This is a genomic window from Sulfurospirillum sp. 1307 (assembly GCF_054408545.1).
In genome coordinates, this window is the sequence record NZ_CP176011.1 from 653836 (window position 1) to 673755 (window position 19920).

The 19920-nt window shown below is 29.9% G+C and carries 16 protein-coding genes; 13 read left to right on the top strand and 3 right to left on the bottom strand.

The genetic code is table 11. The annotated features are described in order from the left end of the window. The first annotated feature begins 73 nt into the window (after nt 1-73). From ACKGJI_RS03390 to ACKGJI_RS03430, 9 genes are all read left to right on the top strand, one after another. The gene (locus ACKGJI_RS03390; protein WP_458701152.1) at nt 74-1753 is read left to right on the top strand and encodes a 30S ribosomal protein S1; all 1680 of its coding nucleotides are present in this window, start codon (nt 74-76) and stop codon (nt 1751-1753) included. 3 nt (nt 1754-1756) lie between these two features. Continuing rightward, nucleotides 1757-2236 carry a hypothetical protein gene (locus tag ACKGJI_RS03395; RefSeq protein ID WP_458701153.1) on the top strand — a complete coding sequence of 160 codons (480 nt, stop codon included), beginning with the start codon at nt 1757-1759 and terminating at the stop codon, nt 2234-2236. Beyond that, on the top strand, nt 2233-3813 hold the full coding sequence (serA, locus tag ACKGJI_RS03400) for a phosphoglycerate dehydrogenase (protein WP_458701154.1): 1581 nt from the start codon (nt 2233-2235) through the stop codon (nt 3811-3813). The genes ACKGJI_RS03395 and serA overlap by 4 nt, the downstream gene beginning before the upstream one ends. Before the next feature lie 211 nt (nt 3814-4024). Continuing rightward, nucleotides 4025-5491, top strand: coding sequence for an NAD(P)/FAD-dependent oxidoreductase (locus ACKGJI_RS03405; protein WP_458701155.1), 1467 nt, complete (start codon nt 4025-4027; stop codon nt 5489-5491). A gap of 219 nt (nt 5492-5710) precedes the next feature. Beyond that, nucleotides 5711-5860: a hypothetical protein gene (locus ACKGJI_RS03410; RefSeq protein ID WP_458701156.1), complete on the top strand. Its 150-nt coding sequence runs from the start codon at nt 5711-5713 to the stop codon at nt 5858-5860. 14 nt (nt 5861-5874) lie between these two features. After that, a complete protein-coding gene (locus tag ACKGJI_RS03415) occupies nt 5875-7293 on the top strand; it encodes a TolC family protein (RefSeq protein ID WP_458701157.1) in 1419 nt (472 codons plus the stop codon). Continuing rightward, nucleotides 7290-8093 (top strand): efflux RND transporter periplasmic adaptor subunit, encoded by an 804-nt coding sequence (locus tag ACKGJI_RS03420; protein WP_458701158.1) that lies wholly within the window; start codon nt 7290-7292, stop codon nt 8091-8093. Before ACKGJI_RS03415 ends, ACKGJI_RS03420 begins: the two co-directional genes overlap by 4 nt. An 8-nt stretch (nt 8094-8101) precedes the next feature. Further along, complete coding sequence (locus tag ACKGJI_RS03425; RefSeq protein WP_458701159.1) at nt 8102-9724, top strand: efflux RND transporter permease subunit; 1623 nt, start codon at nt 8102-8104, stop codon at nt 9722-9724. Further along, nucleotides 9721-11376, top strand: coding sequence for an efflux RND transporter permease subunit (locus ACKGJI_RS03430; RefSeq protein ID WP_458701161.1), 1656 nt, complete (start codon nt 9721-9723; stop codon nt 11374-11376). Before ACKGJI_RS03425 ends, ACKGJI_RS03430 begins: the two co-directional genes overlap by 4 nt. Nucleotides 11377-11390: 14 nt before the next feature. Here the strand turns inward: ACKGJI_RS03430 and ACKGJI_RS03435 are convergent, their stop codons facing one another. Then, nucleotides 11391-11546, bottom strand: coding sequence for a hypothetical protein (locus ACKGJI_RS03435; protein ID WP_458701162.1), 156 nt, complete (start codon nt 11544-11546; stop codon nt 11391-11393). A 260-nt stretch (nt 11547-11806) separates the two neighbouring features. Next, nucleotides 11807-11965, bottom strand: a complete 159-nt coding sequence (locus tag ACKGJI_RS03440) for a hypothetical protein (protein WP_458701163.1) — start codon at nt 11963-11965, stop codon at nt 11807-11809. A gap of 131 nt (nt 11966-12096) precedes the next feature. Here ACKGJI_RS03440 and efp point away from each other — a divergent pair, with 131 nt between their 5' ends. From efp to ACKGJI_RS03455, 3 genes are read left to right on the top strand one after another with little or no spacing between them, the layout of a single operon-like run. After that, nucleotides 12097-12660: an elongation factor P gene (efp, locus tag ACKGJI_RS03445; RefSeq protein ID WP_458701164.1), complete on the top strand. Its 564-nt coding sequence runs from the start codon at nt 12097-12099 to the stop codon at nt 12658-12660. A gap of 9 nt (nt 12661-12669) precedes the next feature. Then, a complete protein-coding gene (locus tag ACKGJI_RS03450) occupies nt 12670-13212 on the top strand; it encodes a DJ-1 family glyoxalase III (protein ID WP_458701165.1) in 543 nt (180 codons plus the stop codon). Further along, a complete protein-coding gene (locus tag ACKGJI_RS03455; protein WP_458701166.1) occupies nt 13209-16427 on the top strand; it encodes an EAL domain-containing protein in 3219 nt (1072 codons plus the stop codon). The genes ACKGJI_RS03450 and ACKGJI_RS03455 overlap by 4 nt, the downstream gene beginning before the upstream one ends. Here the strand turns inward: ACKGJI_RS03455 and ACKGJI_RS03460 are convergent. Then, a complete protein-coding gene (locus ACKGJI_RS03460; RefSeq protein WP_458701167.1) occupies nt 16417-19350 on the bottom strand; it encodes a MutS-related protein in 2934 nt (977 codons plus the stop codon). The two genes, ACKGJI_RS03455 and ACKGJI_RS03460, sit on opposite strands and share 11 nt — an antisense overlap. Nucleotides 19351-19486: 136 nt before the next feature. Between ACKGJI_RS03460 and ACKGJI_RS03465 the strand changes: the two genes are divergently transcribed. Continuing rightward, the gene (locus tag ACKGJI_RS03465) at nt 19487-19912 is read left to right on the top strand and encodes a desulfoferrodoxin family protein (protein ID WP_458701168.1); all 426 of its coding nucleotides are present in this window, start codon (nt 19487-19489) and stop codon (nt 19910-19912) included. Nucleotides 19913-19920 lie beyond the last annotated feature (8 nt).

Below are 19920 nucleotides of genomic sequence, written 5' to 3' on the forward strand. Positions count from 1 at the left end.
GCAATTTTATGCAGAGGGGTATTTTTACCCATTCTTTCTTGTGTAAAAATCAAATTTAAATAAAGGGAATATAATGGTAAATGAGGCGAACGAGATTGTTCAATCTGAAACCGCAGACGAACTAGAGGAGATGGATTTTGCGGCGATGTTAGAAGAATCTTTCAAAAAAGATTCTGGTAGAGATGCACTAATAGATGGTGTTATTGTTGAAATAAAAGATGATGTTGCTTTAGTTGATGTAGGTAAAAAATCGGAGGGAAGACTTCATACTTCTGAACTACTAGACAGTGAAGGCAATTTAGCATACAAAGTAGGCGATACTATCAAAGTTGTAATTTCAGGTTTCAGAAATGAGCATCCAAATGTTTCTCATAAAAAAGCAATCCGCAAAGAGCGTGTTAAATCATTTATTGCTGATTATACTGAAGATGATGATAGAGTATTAGAGTTAAAAGTTGTTGGTAAAAACAAGGGTGGATTTATTGCTGAAGATGAAAATGGAATAGAGTTTTTCTTACCTCGTTCTCAAGCAGCAGTAAAAGACATGAATGCTCTAATGGGTAAAAATGTAAAAGTTAAAATAATAAAAATTGATAAAGAAAATGAATCAATTGTAGTTTCTAGAAAAAAATTCTTAGATGACGAAAGAAAAAAGAGAAAAGAAATTGTACAAGAACTTATTGATGCTGATGAAGTAGTTGATGGTACTATCAAGAAAATTACAACTTATGGTATGTTTGTAGATGTTGGTGGAATTGATGGATTAGTTCATTATAGTGAAATTAGTTACAAAGGGCCAGTAAATCCTAGTACAATTTATAAAGAAGGTGAAGTAGTTCCTGTTAAAGCTATCAAATATGACAAAGAAAAAAGACATCTTTCTCTTTCAATTAAAGCAGCTATGCCAGATCCTTGGGAAGAAATCAAAGACCAATTAGAAGTTGGAGATGCAATTTCTGTAACAATTAGCAATATTGAACCTTATGGTGCATTTGTTGATTTAGGAAATGATATTGAAGGTTTCTTGCATATTTCTGAAATTTCTTGGGATAAAAATATAAAACATCCAAAAGATTATATCTCTGAAGGACAAGAAGTAGATGTTGAAGTAATCGAGATTGATCCAGTTGAGAGAAGACTTAGAGTGTCTTTGAAAAATGTACTTCCTAAACCATTTGAAGAGTTTTTGAAAAACTATAAGGTTGGAGATGTTGTAAAAGGAACAGTTACTACTGTAACTAACTTTGGAGCATTTATTAAAATTGGTGGTATTGAAGGTTTACTTCATAATGAAGATGTTTCTTGGAATAGAAATGATAAATGTAAAGAACTTTTAAAAGTTGGTGATGAAGTAGAAGTTAAAATTATCAAGATTGATGATATAAATGAAAAAGTATCTCTAAGTAAAAAAGAGCTAGAAGATAGCCCAATCCAAAAATATACAAAAACTCATAAAAATGGTGATATTGTAGTTGGTAAGATTAGAGATATAAAAGATTTTGGTGTATTTGTTGAATTAGAAGATAATGTAGATGCGCTTATTAGAACTGAAGATTTAGCTCATGGAAGTCAAGACGAATTGAAAGTTGGAGACGAAATTGAAGCTGCTATTACTTTTATAGATGATAAGAAAAATCGTATAAGATTATCTGTTAGAAGATTGTCTAAAATCAAAGAGAGAGAAGCTCTTAAAGAGATTAACAAAGAAGAGAAGATGACTCTTGGAGATATAATCAAAGATCAATTGAAGTAATATATGCAAAAAAAGGTAACTCTAGCATTATTTGCGTTTTTAATTATCGCTTTGGGAGTAGTCTTGTACTCCCTTTTAAAAGTTGATGATTCTAAAGTGTTGGTAAATGCTGATTACCTTTCGCCCTCTGTTAAAATAGAAAAAAATGAGATAAAAGATAAGAGTTGGGCTGAAAATTTAGCAGGTGCTAATAAAAGTAATTTTACTTATCCTATCAATGAGCTTTTTATGCAAATTGATTTAAAAAATTACATTCCCCCTAAGATAAAATCATATAGATTAGTAGTAGATAGAGCAGATAGGTATTCTATGTTTTGTATTATGCAAACTTTGTCTTCTATGAATTTACCATTTGTTTTAGAAAAAAAAGGTATGGTTCCTACTATCTATGTTGGTAGTAAAACTAAAGATAATCTTTTACATGTAGTAAATAAACTAAAAGATTATGATATAGAATCAAAAATAATAGAGGTATGGCTATGAAAAAAATTATTGTATGCGATGCAATTCATCAAAAAGGTTTTGAGTTACTTAAAAAAGAGAATGATATTGAAGTAATTGATGCTGTTAATGTTCCAAAAGATGAATTACTAAAAATCATAGGGGATGCAGATGTTGCCATTACTAGAAGCTCTACTGATGTTGATGAAAAGTTTTTAAATAGTGCGAAAAATTTAAAAGCGATAGTTAGAGCTGGAGTTGGTGTTGATAATGTAGATATGGAAGGTTGTAGCAGAAGAGGAATAATCGCTATGAATGTTCCAACTGCAAATACAATAGCTGCAGTTGAGTTAACAATGGCTCATCTTCTAGGAACTGCAAGAAGTTTTCCTGCTGCTAATAATGATCTAAAACTAGATAGAATTTGGAAAAGAGAAAAGTGGTATGGAGTTGAACTAAATGGCAAAAAATTAGGTGTTATAGGCTTTGGTAATATAGGAAGCAGAGTAGCAATTAGGGCAAAAAGCTTTGGTATGGATATCATAGCTTACGATCCATACATAGATGCATCAAAAGTTACAGATTTAGGTATGAACTATACTGAAAATTTTGACGATATATTAGCATGTGATTTTATAACAATTCATACTCCAAAAAATAAAGAAACTTTGGGAATGATATCTTATGATGAAATAGCTAAAATGAAAGATGGTGTTCGTTTAGTTAACTGTGCAAGAGGTGGATTGTATGATGAAAAAGCTTTATATGAAGGCTTAAAAAGTGGTAAAATTGCGTATGCAGGAGTTGATGTTTTTTCTTATGAGCCAGCAACTGATCACTTTTTACTAGATTTAGAAAATATTTGTGTTACTCCTCATCTTGGAGCAAATACTTTAGAATCCCAAGAAAAAATTGCAATTCAAGCAGCTGAGTGTGCTATAAGTGCTGCAAGGGGTGCTAGCTATCCTAATGCTCTAAATCTTCCAATCAAAGCAGAAGATTTGCCACCATTTGTTGCACCTTATTTAGAATTAGTTCAAAAGATGGGCTTTTTATCTGCTCAAATCAACAAAGCTTCAATTCAATCTTTAAAAATTGAAACTGAGGGTGATGTAAGTAAGTATGCAAAATCACTTTTGACTTTTGCAATAGTTGGATCATTAAAAGAATCAATTGGTGATAAAATAAATTATGTAAATGCAGAATTTGTTGCAAAAGAAAAAGGGATTGATACCAAAGTAGAGACGAGTCTAGAAAAAAGTGCATATAAAAATAGAATAACAGTAAAAATAACAACAAAAAAGGGTGTAACAAGTGTAAGCGGAACAGTCTTTGGAGATGAGGAACAAAGAATAGTAGGTATAAATGGATTTAAATTTGATTTTAAACCAAAGGGTAAAATGATTATCTTCAAGAACTCTGATGTTCCAGGAGTTATTGCTGATATTTCAACTATTCTTTCGAGCGAAGGAGTTAATATAGCTGATTTTAGATTGGGAAGAGATTCACATGGATTAGCAATGGCTGTTATATTGGTTGATGAAAATATAGATAAAAAACTAATAGAAAGACTCAATAGACTAGAAACTTGTATTTGGGCAGAATACGCAGTATTATAATTTTATGTAGCCTTTTTGTTTAAAAGGCTACATAACTCACATATATAAAGTGGTACTTTTCACAAGTTGTTACATTTTTGTTTCAAAATTACCACTTTTTCAAACTAATTATAATTTTTTTTTATATTTAAGATTGTTTTCTTGTAATGTTATATAGAAATTTAATATAATAATACAGTATAGTTAAGTAGGAAAAATATAAGGAGCCAATATGGCAAAAGTAGTTATTTTAGGTGCTGGAGTTTCTGGTCATACAACGGCATCATTTTTAAAGACATGGCTTGGTAAAAAGCATGAAGTTGTAGTTGTAACACCAAATAGCAAGTGGAATTGGATTCCATCTAATATCTGGGTAGGTGTTGGAGGTATGACTAAAGAAGATGTTGTTTTTGAGCTTGCTCCTGTATATGAAAAAATCGGTGTTGATTTTAGGCAAGCTAGAGCAGTTTCAATTAATCCTGAAGGCTCAAGTGAATCAGATAAGCCATTTGTTACAGTAGAATATACTGGACAAGGTAAAGTTGGTCAAAAAGAAAATATAACATATGATTATCTTGTTAATGCAACTGGCCCAAAATTAAACTTTGGTGCTACTGAAGGACTAGGACCAGATAATGGTTACACTGTTTCAGTTTGTACTGCTGATCATGCTGTTCATGCAAATAATGAGTTAGATAAAATTATTGAACAAATGAAAGCAGGTGAGAAGAAAAAGTTTTTAATTGGAACAGGACATGGAATGTGTACATGTCAAGGTGCTGCATTTGAGTATACTTTTAATGTTGAACACAAATTAAGAGATGCTGGTGTTAGAGATAAAGCTGAGATTACTTACATATCAAATGAATATGAATTAGGTGATTTTGGTGTTGGAGGAATGCATTTAAGACTTGGTGGTTATATTACAAGTGGAAAAGTATTTGCTGAATCTTTATATACAGAAAGAGGAGTAAATTGGATAACTAGAGCTCATGTTAATAAAGTTGAAAAAGATAGAGTTCATTATGAACTACTAGATGGCTCGACTCATGAAGAACCGTTTGATTTTGCTATGCTGATCCCTCCATTTGCTGGAAGTGGAATGAAAGCATATGATAAAAATGGAGAAGATATAACTTCAAAGATATTTAATCCTGGAGGATTTATGTTTGTAGATGCTGATTATTCAAAAGCAACTGCTCCATTTGAAGAGTGGGATGCAGATGATTGGCCAAGTTATTGTCAAAATCAAACTTATAAAAATATGTTTGCAGTAGGAATTGCTTTTGCACCACCTCATTTGATTTCAAAGCCTATGAAGAGTGCAAATGGAACACCAATTAACCCAACTCCGCCAAGAACTGGAATGCCAAGTGCTATGATGGGAAAAGCAGTTGCTCAAAGTCTTAAAGATATAATTCTAAAAGGAGCAGAAAAGCCAACACATACTGCAAAAATGAGCGAAATGGGAGCAGCTTGTGTTGCAAGTGCTGGAAAAGGTATATTTAGTGGAACTGCAGCTGCAATGACAATGTATCCAATCATCCCTGATTATAAAAAATATCCTGAATTTGGAAGAGATTTAAACGGTACTTTTGGAGAAATTGGACTTGCAGGACACTGGGTTAAGCATTTATTGCATTTTGCATTTTTATGGAAAGCAAAATTAAAACCATTTTGGAGAATTATCCCAGAATAATTCTCTACATGTAATACGACGGCAAGGTTAGGCTTCAGCGAGAGGAATTTAACTTGGGCTTTCAGAGAAACTTTTCGCTATGCGAAACCGCATTTGCTAGTTTTGCTCAAGTTAAAGAAGACAGTAAAAGGAAACATACGACCGCAAGGTTGTGCTTCAGTGAGAGGAATTTAGAAGTAGCTTTGCTTCTTCTAAAGGAGACAGTAAAAGGAGAAAAACATGAAAATAAAACCATATAGTCAAAACGATTTTACACCAGTTCCAACTGGATTTACAAAGTTTAGAAGAAATTGTGTTATTTGGCAATTTTTTAGGTTTATAGCAATCAATATAAAAATGACAGTATTGATTCTAAAATCACATCACTAAAGGATACATAAAGTATGAAAAAATTATGTTTGATTGCATTTCTTATGATACCGCTTTTTGCAAAAGAGGTGGTATATAAGAATTTAGATTTAAATAATGCTATTTCTATACTAAAAAAAGAGAATTTGGAAATCAATGTAGCTAGGTTTGAAGAAAAGATTAAAAGTTTTGAACATGATATAGCAAAAGGATATAACTATGGGAAGCTAGATTTGATTCAAAATGTTCTTCGCTCAAACGATGCAGGAAATGTTTTTGGCTTTAAACTTCAAAGTAGGGAAGCTAGTTTTGCAGATTTTGGGTTTTCTGAATTTTTAGCACCTATGGGAGCAGTATTAGAAAATATGAATTCTGGTACACTTCCAGCAGGGTTTACTTCTGGCATGAGCTCAATCTTGGATATTCAGCCAGAGGATTTAAACTATCCAAAAGCTAGAAATCATTTTCAAACAAAGTTGCATTATGAAGTTCCGATTTATGTTGGAGGTAAGCTTGAGCAATATGGAAAGATTACAAAAGCACTAGCAAAAATGAGTAAACTTGATACAAGTAAAATAACTAGTGAAAAAATTTATCAACTTAAAAAGAGTTATTTTGATATATATCTTTTGGATTCATATCTTCATAATTTAGATATTATAAAAAAGAATATGGATAGATTAGAAAATATGGCTCAAAGTATGATAGACGAGGGGTATGCTAAGAGAGTTGATTTGCTCGAAGTTCAATCAAAAAAGGCAAATGTAGTAAGGATGATAAATAAAGCAAAAGCAAACAAAGAGCTTGTTTACCACTTTTTATCATTTCTTCTGAATGCTAAAGTTGAATCAATTGTCGGAAATTATGAAAAAATTATGCCAAAAATGCTTGATACAAATGCCATTATCCAAAGAAACTTAGACATTAAAAAAGCAAAAGAGGGTTTAGCTATAACTGATATGGCAATCGAGCTTGAAAAATCAGCATATAAACCACAAATTGGTGGATTTGTTGAGTATGGAAGTAGTGATGATAAATTTTTGAATGATTTTACCCAAAAAGATAGCTATACTATAGGAGTGCAGTTAAAATGGAATCTTTTTAATGGGGGAATTGACAAAGCAAATATAGAAAAAGCAAGAGTTAAAAACTTGCAAGTAAAATCACAGGTAAATTTAGCAATCAAAGGTATAACTTTACAAGTTGAAAAAATAAAAACAGAAATTAAAAGTTATGATTTTGATATTGCTAGTTTAGAAAAAGAGATAGAATTAACTAGAAGTATTTATAAAAACTACTTAGGAAGGTATCAAGAAAAGTTAGTTTCAATCAATGATGTTTTAATAAAACAATCTTTAGAAATAGAAAAAGTTTTGAAACTAAAAGAGATACAAAACAACAGAAGTAGTAAAATTTTAGAATTAGAAAAAATAGCTAACGGAGAAGTAGAATGAAAAAATTAATAATTACATGTATAACTTTAGTAACTACTTTGTTTTCATCACTTAGTGCGGAGGGATTAAATCTCACAGGAAGTGTGATTTCAGATAATCAAAAGATGATAACAAGTAGATATATGGGATTTGTTATTGAAGTAGGAGTTCAAGAGGGGCAAAAAGTAAAAAAAGGTGATTTGCTTTATGAGATAGATTCAAAAGAGATTGACAGTGCAAAATCACAAGTGCAACTTGCGATTTCACAAGCCGAGCTTGCATCACAAATGTATCAAAATCAATACCAAAATGTAAAATTAAATCTTCAAAGACACAGAAGACTTTTAAAAAAAGATATGGTTTCAAAATTTGAAGTAGAAAATCTTGAATTAGCTGAGAAAAATTTAAAAGCTATGGTTGAGATTTCAAAAAAACAGATAAATCAAGCAAAAGCAAAACTACAAGAAGTATTAAACCAATATAAATACCTTAGAATTACAGCACCAAATGATGGAGTTGTAATAGCTAAAAATATAAAAGTTGGTGAAATGGCAATGCCAGGAATGCCAGCAATTGTTCTTTCTGATTTAAGTAATTTAAAAATTTCAACTGAAATTTCTGAGAGTAATCTAGATACAATTCACGTTGGCAAAAAAGTTATGTATGAAATCCCATCTTTAAATTTAAAAGGGGAGGGAAAAGTTTCATCTATCATACCTAGTTCAAACCCTCTAACGCATACATTTAGGATTAAAGTAGATTTTGATGCTAAGAATCAAAATATATATCCAGGTATGTATGCAATTGTAAAAATTAAGTAGGGGTATTTATGGATACAAATAGTGAATATGAAGTAAAAGATGTTGCTGGAAAATTAGCAAAAGGATTTTTACACAATCCTTTAACTCCACTTTTAGGAGTTTTTTTACTTTTGATTGGCTACATAGCACTAGTAATCACACCAAGAGAAGAAGATCCACAGATTGAGATTAGTGGTGGAACTATCATGGTAGTTATGCCAGGGGCTACTCCTAAAGAGATTGAAAATGTTATATTAAAACCTCTTGAGAGAAAAATAAAAGAGATTAAAGGTGTTGAAAATATCTATGGGGTTGCTGCTCAAAATGTAGGAATTGTAAATGTAATGTACTACATTGGAGAAAATAGAGAAGAATCAAATCTAAAGCTTTATGATAAAGTTATGCAAAATATGGATCAACTACCAAAAGGGGTTATGCAGCCACTTGTTAAGCCTTTTGATATTGATATTGATATACCAATCATGTCAATAACATTTTATTCAAAAGATGAAAGTGTAACTAATCAAGTAAAATTGTATCAAAAAGTAAAAGAGATTCAAAATCGACTAAATCGTATAGAAAATGTTGCTAAAAGTACTCTAAAAGGTGGTAAAAAAGAGCAATTTAATATAGAAGTTGATTTAGATAAACTATCAGGTTTCCATCTTTCAATGGGACAAATTGTTGAAGCTTTAAAATCACTAGCTGTAACAGTTCCTGAAGTTACTGATAGAACAAAAGATGGTAAATTAGTAGTATTTGGCATCAAAAATGCAATTGAGAGTGTAAAAGATGTTAAAAATCTAATAATTGCTCAGTATATGGGCTCTCCAATTTATTTAAGAGATATTGCGAAAGTAACTGATGGTGAAAATAAACAAGATCATAAAAATGTAGAGCTTTTATACAAAGACTCAAATAACCAGTTTAAAGATATCTCTTCTGCAGTTACACTTAGTTTATCAAAACTAAAGGGTACAAATGCAGTTTTTATAGCAGAAGATATCGTAAAAGAGCTTGAAGAAATTTCTAATGAATTAGAAAAAGAAAAAATTGGATATGTAATTACAAGAAATTATGGAGAAAGAGCAAATGATGCTGTAAATGAGTTAGTTTTTCATCTATTGATTTCTATTGTCATTATAGCGATACTTTTAATTTTTGTTCTTGGATGGAGAGAATCAATCATAGTAACATTTACGGTTCCAGCGATTTTAGCTGTTACTATTTTTGTAGCTTATATGAGTGGTCAAACAATCAACAGAATCACACTTTTTGCATTTTTGCTAAGTTTAGGATTGTTAGTTGATGCTGCTATTATCGTGATAGAAAATATTCATAGGCATTTACACTCTCATGATGCAGTTGATAAAAGTATGGATGAGATTATGGTTGAAGCAACAGATGAAATTGGTGCACCAACAAATATAGCAACAGTTGCCATAATTTTAACAATGGTACCTATGGCATTTGTTGGTCAGATGATGGGGCAGTTTATGAAACCAATACCACAAAATGTGCCAGTAGCTCTTTTTGCTTCTTTGGTAATTGCGTATATTTTTACTCCTTACCTTGCAAAGAGGTTACTAAAAAAGCCAAAACTACATCATCATAAACACCATTTTCAAAAAGATATTAAGGAGGAAAAATGAAACGATTTGAATCAATCATATTTTCCATACTAGATAGTAAATTTAAAAAATTTTTAGTTATATTATTGACATTATTGGCATTTGTAGGATCTCTTATGATGTTTCCAACTAAACTTGTTTTAGCAAAAATGCTACCTGGAAAAAGTGAAAATACATTTACAGTTTATGTTGATACTCCTGTTGGAAGCTCATATTTAGAAACTAACAGTGTAAATGAGTGTGTTACTAACATTTTGAAAAAAGAAAAAGAAGTTGTTAATATGCAGGTTTATTCTGGTATGGGCTCGCCACTTGATTATGCTGGTTTAGTAAAAGGCTCTGGTATGAAAATGGGTGAGCATGTTTCTGAGATAGTTGTAAATTTAACAGATAAGCACACAAGAGATGAGAGCTCATATATGATGGTACACCGCTTAAGGCCAGTTATTCAACAAACTTGTGAAAAGATAAAAGTGGGAACTTCTATAAAGATGGTTGAACAACCAGCAGGCCCTCCAACATTAGCTGCAATTGCTATTGAGTTATATGGCGAAAATGCAAATGAGCTAAGAGATTTATCTAATAAAATAAAAGATGTATTAGCAAATACTGATGGTTTGGTTGATGTAGATATTATGCAAGATGAGTTGTATGATAAATTTCAATTAAAGGTAGATAAAGAAAAAATTATCAAATCTGGTCTTAGTATAAAGCAGGTAAATCAAATCTTGTATCTTGCCTTTGAAGGTATGCAAATAGCTGTAAAAAACAGTGAAAATTCACAAGAGCAAATTCCACTATTTTTAGTTTTAAGTGATGAGACTAAAAAACTAAGCAGTTTTTCAAAGCAAGATTTAGAAAATAAATTATCATCGCTAAAATTGATGAATAAAAAAGGTATGATGATACCAGTTAATGAAATCGTTAAAATTACAAAGGTAAAATCAAATCCAACGATAATGTCTAAAAATCTTAAAAGGATGGTAAATATAACAGCTGAAACTGATTTGGTTTCACAAGTTTATCCTCTTTTGGAAGCTAGAAGTAAAATCAAAGAAGTACTCTCAAAAGATTACATTGTAACTTCAGGACATCTTTTCGATTTAAAACTAGAAAATAAAAAGAGTGGTGAAGTTTTTGATTTGGTTTGGGATGGTGAGATGAAAGTAACAATGGATACTTTTAGAGATTTAGGTGGTGCTTTTATAGCGGCTTTAATACTTATTTTCTTACTGATGGTAATTTACTATAAGAGTTTTGCAATAAGTGGCATCATACTTCTTGGAAGTTTTCTATCCATCATAGGAGTTATAGCTGGACATTGGCTCATGGACATCTTTACAAAAGATACATTTTTCTTAACAGCAACATCTCTTATAGGTTTTATTGCTCTTATGGGGATTAGTTCGAGAAATTCACTATTGCTTATTGATTTTGCGAAATCTTTGATAGAAAAAGGAATGCCTAAAAGAAAAGCTATTGCAGTTGCAACAGCTACTAGAGCAAAGCCTATCTTTTTAACAGCTGCTGCTATTATATTAGCTAGTACCTTGTTAGCAAGTGACCCAATCTTTGGTGGACTAGGGGTTGCTTTGATTTTTGGAACTATTGCTGCTGTGATTGTTTCTTTGGTATTTATCCCAGTGTTAATGGATAATACAAAGGCAATCTAACTTAAAAGTTTCTCCTAATTTTTAATTGGGAGAAACTTTCTTTTTAAAAACTGATTTTTATAAAATAAAAAATACTTCTTAAGACAAGCCAACCTTTTTTCTTTTCTATCTTCTAAACATATAAAAACTTCTTCAAGTGCTATTTTTTCTGAAATACTAAGACTTGTCATTACCTTCCTTTGCCCTTTAGTAGTATAAATTATACAATAAAACGAATTAAAATTTACTAAAACTATATAAAAAATAAATGTTAATTTACAAAATATACGTTAAAATAAATTTAATATAATATAAAAAGTATATTTTATGTATAAAATTAGTTTTAAAAATATTAAAAATAGATATATTATACAGTTTAACGTATAATAAATTTTAAAAATGTATAGTTTGTTTAAATTGTGAAAGAAGAATTATATGTGAGTTTTTAAAATTATTTATCTTTTACTGATAGTTCTTTTGCAATTTGTGCACTTGAACCATTTAATATATCATCTGTTATAATAATAAAAGATACTATACTAAAGATTGTAAGTACTGTAATAATTCCTGAGACTAGATAAATGTTTGCATATTCTTTATTGATAGTCATTTTCAATCCTTTTTTCTTTATTTTAAGATAAAATTACTCCTATATTTTTGACTTATATCAATTACTGAGAAAATTTATGTTTAAATTTATTTTGGATATAATCTACTTTACTTATTATTTTAGGAGATTATATGGCAACTATAGGAATGGGCGATTTAAAAAAAGGCCTTAAAATTGAGTTAAATGGAATACCTTATAAAATTGTTGAATATCAACATGTTAAACCAGGAAAAGGTGCAGCATTTGTTAGAGTAAAAATCAAATCATATGCAAATGGTAAAGTTATTGAGAAAACTTTCCACGCTGGTGATAAGTGTGAAAAGCCTGATTTGCAAGATAAGGTAATGCAATATCTTTATGATGATGGTGAAATGATGCAGTTTATGGATACTGAGACTTACGATCAAATCGGACTTACTCATGACCAAGTTGGAGATACTGCAAAGTGGATAATAGATGGAATGAATGTAGATATGTTATTTCACAATGGACAACCAATAGGAGTTGAACCTCCAGCAGTGGTTGAGTTAAAAATTGTTGAAACTCCTCCAAACTTCAAAGGAGATTCTCAAGGTGGTAAAAAACCAGCAACACTAGAGAGTGGAGCTGTTGTTCAAGTTCCTTTTCATGTATTAGAAGGGGATGTTATAAAAGTAGATACTGCAAAAGGTGAATATCTAGAAAAAGTAAAATAAGGATCTATTATGCCAAGAGTTTTAGTACCAATTGCAACTGGTTTTGAAGAGATTGAGGCGATTACAATAATCGATATCTTAAGAAGAGCAGATATTGATGTAGTTACAGCTGGACTTGAAAGAAGATGTGTAAAAGGTGCTCATGGTATTGAGATAAAAACTGATCTACATGTAGATGATGTAAAATCAAATGAATTTGATATGATTGTTCTTCCTGGTGGAATGCCAGGGAGTTTAAATCTGAAAAATTCCTCTAAAATCAAATCACTATTAGGTGAAATGGATCATGATGGTAAACTCATAGGTGCAATTTGTGCTGCACCAATCGCACTAAATGAAGCTGGAGTTTTAAAGAGCTCGTACACTTGTTATCCTTCATTTGAAGAAGATATAAAAAGAAGTAAATATATTTCAAGTGAAGATGTCGTTAGTGATCAAAACATTATCACCTCAAATGGACCAAAAAGTGCTATAAAGTTTTCCTTGACTTTAGTTGAAAAGCTTATTTCAAAAGATAAAAAAGAGGAAATTCAAAGGCAACTTCTTTTATGACATTAGAGCAATTTTATAAAAAAAGAGATGATACTTTAAACGAAGATGTAACTTTACAGCAAGTTGTTGATAAGATGTATAGTTTACATCTTCGTTATATTGTCTTTATTGATTCTCAAAATTATCCAATTGGCATTTTAACTGAAAGAGATATCCTTTTTTTGTATGAGCAAAGTATAGACTTTAAAACAACAAATGCTTATAAATATGCTACAAAATACCTAATAAAAGCTCATAAAGAGAGAAAACTAGAATATGCTCTTAACTTTATGGTTGATCATAACATAAGAAGAGTGATAATTGTTGATAATTCAAAGAGATACTTAGGAACAGTTGAGCAAGAAGAGATTGTTTTTGCTTTTGAATCATGTGAAAATAAAAATAATTTAAAAATTTATGAAGTTTTGATGAATGAGTCAAAAGCTCTTAGTGTTCAAATAGATGAAACTTTAGAAAATGCTATTTGGATCATGAAAGAGCATAAAATTGGCTCTATTTTAGTAAATGATGGACTTAAAAGTGTTGGAATTTTAACTGAAAGCGATATTTTAATTTTAGCCAAAGATAAGATAAACAAAAAAGAAAAAGTATCAAAGTTTATGCACTCTCCTATATATAAAATTTCCATTAAAGATTCACTTACTGATTGTGTTAATTTAATGAAAGAAAAAAACATAAGAAGAGTTGTGGTTGAAGAAGTAATTGAAGAGAGTGGAAAAATTGTTGATTATATTATTACAACCAAAGACATACTTAACAATTTACAAGGAAATTACTCAAAATTTTTAGAAAAAAAACTGCTTTCACAAAAAAATATATTTAATAGTCTTGAAGATCTAGTAATAGAAGCATATGATTTTAGAAATACTCAAGTTATTAGTTGGGTTAATAAATCTGCAAAAGAAAAACTTGATATTGGTATTGATGATACGCTAGAAAATATAATGTCATATTCAATTTTAAAAGAGATTTTAAAAGCTTTAGACAAGCAAGAAATTTTTATTAAAGAAAATGTAGAAATTGCTGGAAGATTTTACAGATGTACTGTAAGTAGTGATTTTATGTATGATTCAAGAATCATTAGAATATTACTAAGTGATTTTACAGAACTTTATCTTTCAAATCAACAATTAGCTGATCAAGTTGACTTTATGAGTGATTCAATCTTAGAGCAAGAATCTATGCAAAAAGAGATAATCAATCAAAACGCGATAGGGATTGGCTATATATCAACTGAAGGAGAAATTCTTTTTGTAAATAAATATACTCATGATTTATTGGGTTACGAAGAGGGTGAGTTAATAGGTAAAAATATAGAAGAAATTACTTATAAAGAAGATATTGAGAAGTCTCTTTCTTATAGAAAAGAGTTAATTAAAGCTGGAGTTAAAAAAAGCAAAACAAATATTGAAAAAAGATATATACACAAAGATGGCTCACTTATTTGGGTAAATCTTAGTCTTTTTTATTCTATGAATAAAGATAGAAAAGTCAAATACATCATAGGTTTTATAAAAGATATTAGAGAGAGAAAAGCAATTGAGCAGCAGTTAATACTGGCAAAATCAGTTTTTGATAATTCTAAAGAGGGCATTGTTATAGTTGATAGAAAAATGCATGTTAGAGATATAAACAAAGGCTTTACTGAGATATTAGGGTATAGCAAAGATGAAGTATTAAATAAAAATATAGAATTGTTTATATCTATAAATTATGGTAGAGAATTTTATAAGGCAATGCTAGTAGAAGTTAATCAAAAAGGTTTTTGGCAGGGCGAAGTTTTTGGAAAAAGAAAAAATCAAGAAATCTTTCCAAAGTGGTTAAATATCAATACAATAAAAGATGAAGCTGGGAAAATCATATATTATGTAGGGATTTTTTCAGATATAAGTATGATTAAAAAATCAGAAGAAAAATTAGAATTTTTAGCTCACCATGATCATTTAACTAAACTTCCAAATAGACTTTTGATAAGTGAAAATTTAAAACAAGCAATAAAAAGAGCAAATAGAAAAAAAAGTAAAGTTGCAATCATATTTTTAGATTTAGATAATTTTAAAACCATAAACGATACCTTTGGTCACTCTTATGGCGATGAAGTACTTTTAAATATCTCAGCTAGATTAAAAGAAGTTCTAAGAGAGCAAGATAGCGTAGGAAGACTTGGTGGTGATGAGTTTATCATTTTGATTGAGGATTTTCAAGAGATTTCAAATTTAGAGCCGGTTTTAGAAAAAATTATTTCAGTTTTTAAAAAGCCTATTTTGATTAACAACAATAGTTTTAAAATCTCAGGAAGTTTGGGAATTTCAGTTTTTCCTGATGATGGAAGAAATATTGAAAGTTTGATAAAACATGCAGATGCAGCAATGTATAGTGCAAAAGATGCTGGAAGAGATACTTATAAGTTTTATGCACCTGATATGACTCATGAGCTTTTTACTAAGATGTTAATGAAAACAGAGTTGCAAAGAGCAATTGAAAATGAAGAATTTATACTTCACTATCAACCACAAGTTTCTTTGATAGATGGCAAAATAATAGGCCTAGAAGCTCTTGTTAGATGGCAACATCCAAAAATGGGATTATTGTATCCAGATAAATTTATACAAATTGCTGAAAATACAAGACAAATCATTAGCATAGGAAAAATAGTTTTAAAAATGGTTTGTAAAGATTTAAATAAACTATTATCTCTTGGTTTATTTGATGCTAGAATTTCAGTTAATATATCAGCTGTTCAAATAAAAGAAGAAAATTTTTATGATGATATAATTCAAATATTAAGTGAGAATAACATAAATGGAAACAACATAGAGCTTGAGTTAACTGAAAGTCATATGATGCAAAATCCAGAGCGCTCTATTGAATTATTTACCAAATTTAAAAAACATGATTTAACTTTAGCAATTGACGATTTTGGAACGGGATATTCTTCTTTAAGTTATTTAAAGCGTTTGCCTGTTGATAGACTAAAAATTGATAGAGAATTTATAAAAGATATTCCTAGTGACCATGATGATATGGCAATAACTAGTACAATTATTGCTATGAGTAAAAGTTTGGGTTTAGGTGTAATTGCTGAGGGAATAGAAAACGAAGAACAGCATGATTTTTTAAAGCAAAGAGGCTGTTACGAAGGGCAGGGTTACATGTATAGTAGACCTATTTCTTTTGATAAAATTGTTGAGTATTTAAAAAAATTTAATCTTTGATATGTGTATAATGCAACTTTAATCCATCTTCACTCATTACAAATCCTTGAATGATTATTTTTCCTTCATGAACCATTTTATGGTGCTTTTTACAAAGTGGGATGAGGTTGTATTTGTGATTTTTATGAAAATGAGCAATATTGCCTTTTTCGTTAGCTTCTTTTTGTGGGTTGATGTGATGAACATCTTCTACAACTTCATCACAGAGTGCACACTTACTTAAAAGTACATTTTTATTGTATTTGCTTCTTTTTTTTCTTTTTAAAAGTTTTAATTCACTTTGTTCCCCTGAAATTTCATCTCTTATTTCATATGCTTTTTTTATAAATTCTTCATCCATATGTAGTGATTTTGCAAACTCTAAGCCATAAAGACTACTTCCTCTTCCAAGAGATAATTTTCTATTGTAAATGAGTTTATCTTCTTTATCATCGTAACTTACACCTAAGTGAAGATACAAAATTTTATCAAGTTTTTTTAGACTTTTTATTTCACTTAGTTGATGAAGATGAGTTGCAAATACAAAAATAGATTTTAGATTATAAAGCTTTTCAACTGCACTTGCTACAATCGCTAAAGCTGAGCCAGTTTCTGTTCCATGGCTTATTTCATCTCCTAAAATCAAAGAGTTTTTACTTGCACGATTAAAAATATTTTTAAGCTCCAACATTTCAATGCTAAAAGTTGATAGCCCTTTATATAGATTATCGTGACTTACAATTCTTGTAAAAATTTTATCAAATATACTAAATTTCAAAGATGCACATGGTACAAAAAAACCGGCTTGAGCCATGATGACACTGATTCCCAAAGATTTCATCAAAGATGACTTTCCACTTGAATTTATCCCATAAAGAAGCATCCCTCTAATTTCATTAAGATTGTAATCTTCTAACATTATGTGATCATGTTTTATATCAGTTGGAATATCACCCAAAATAATATCATTTGGAATATATATACCATTTTCTTCTCTTGATTCTATTATAGGATGTCTAAGAGCAATTGCTTCTATGAATCTTTTATCATCTCTTGGTTCAATCAAACTTGGTCTAGTATAATTATACATATTTGCACATTTAGCATTTGAAATTGCAACATCTAGAGTTCCTACAAAACTTATGAGATGTTCAATCGTATGAGAAAACATAGTTTCTATTTTTTCTAAACTCTCATCAAATCTTTGTTTAACCAAAGCAATCATTTTGATATTTGAAAGGCTTATCTCTTTTGAAATTTCTTCAGTTAGCAAAGAAGTTATTTTAATTGAATTTTTAAGAATCTTAAAGTTAAAATCCCTAAAAAAATGATGCACTCCATCTATGGTAACAAATGAGTTATAGAGCTTTTCTTTTATAATCGCATATCTGTTTTTGGTCAATGAGATATAATACCCCTCACTCTCAAGCCAATTGATAGAAACTGAACTTTTAGCATTTTCTTCAAAAAGACTCTCTACATGTAGAGCTATTTGTTCAATCTTTTTATAAGCAGATTCTTTTTGTTCTATGATCTTATCAATTTGAGGATGAACACCGCTTAAAAAGAGGTTTTCATCGATTTGCTCTTTTCTAAATTTTGCACATATATCTAAAAGAAATGTTGATTGAATGATCTTTAAAAGTGCTTCACACTCATCATATAGATTTTTTGGTGTAGGAATTTTTTTAAATTGAGCCTCTTTAAAAATACCCAAAATCGCCTCAAGAGAGGTATTTAGATAATCAAGCTCTAAAGGATGTAGTTTTTTTAGCTGTATTCTTCTTAGAATTCTTTCTAAATCATAAACTTGTTTTAGAGCAATTTCAAATTTTTTGTAATCTTTTAAAAGTTGCTCACTTAAATCAAATCTTTCATTTAGTGTCTTTATATCGCAAATTGGATTTAAAAGTCGCTCTTTTAAAAGTCTTTTTCCAATAGCTGTTGAAGTTTGATCGATAAGATTTAACAGTGTCATTTCATTTGGATTTTTTGAAATAATGCTTAGTTGCTCTAGCGCGTTATTTCCAATATACATGTAGCGTTTATTTCCAAGTAGTATTGGTCTGCTCATTTTTTCAATTATATTTTCATCATGCTCTATTATAAAATCACACAAAATCGCTAAAGATTCACTGGCATATGGGTGTCTCTCAAGGTCTAAATATTCTATTGGAGTTAGAAGTGACCTTATAGAATAAATTCTTTCAAATAAATCATTTTGATAGTTTATTTTAGCTCTTTTTTTATTGATTGAAGTGTGTAGTGAGTTGATTTCAAGATAGCTTTTAACCCACTCTTTATCTATATCATCACTGTTAAATGTTAAAACAATTTCACTTGTTTTATAAGTTTGAAGAAGATTGAAAATTTCATCAAGCGCATATGTTTTATCTTCTCTAGTTCCATGAATTTCATTTATAATTGTTTTTCCAGTACTAACATCAATACCACTATACCCAACAGAGTAGATTTGATGGTTACAATCAATCAATAAAGATACAAGATAATTTTCACTAGATTCAATCAAATAATCAAAATTCGTACCAGGACTTATGATGTTAGAGAGATATCTTTTTACATGTGGAGGCTCACCCTTTTGACGAATGATTACAACTGTGTACTTTTTAGTCTGAATTATACGGTTTAAATACCTCTCAAGAGAAACAGCAGGTACTCCTGCTAAAAGAGGATTTTGTAAAGAGTTTTCTATAATGTTTTTGTTTTTTCGCGTAAGTTGGATGTTTAAAAGTTCACTAATCTCTTTTGCTTTTCCTATGTGATGTGTTTCATTGTTTACTTCATAGGTTTCAAAAAAACTTCCAATTTCCATTAAAACTATTGTATTTGAGCCATATTTTTCTTCAAAATACAACTGCAAATCAAAATAAATCTCAGTTAAAAGTTTTTTTGAATTTAGTATCCTAGTAACTTCCGTGTTCATTTACCCTCTTTACATGTAAAGTTATATTATATAAAAAGTTGTATAAAAATTTGGTTTAAATAGGACTTTTTAAGTCTTAATTAAAAATAAAGTTTAAACATGTTAATATAAACTTAAGAATAAAAAGGAGTTTAGAATGAACAGAAGAGATGCCCTCAAAGTTGCAGTAGCTGCTGCACTTAGTACAACAGTTGCAAGTGCTTATGATAAAAAATTAGTAGTAAATACAATGGATATGAAGATGAAAGACCCTTCAAATCCAACCAAAGGTGAACTAAAACATACACCAGAAATTAAAGTCGGTGCTAAAGATGCAAAAGGGTACTCTGTTGTTGAAGTTAACATTGGACAACAAGGAATTATCCATCCAAGTACAGCAAACCATTGGATATATGAGATAGAACTTTTTGCAGATGGCAAAAAAGTATCAAGTGTTTCACTAGAGCCAGAAACTTCAAGAGGTTACCTAGCAACTAGAGTCAACTTATCTAACGTGAAAACACTCTCAGCAGTTTCAAAATGTAACTTACACGGAAACTACACAGCTTCAATAAACGTATAATTAATAAG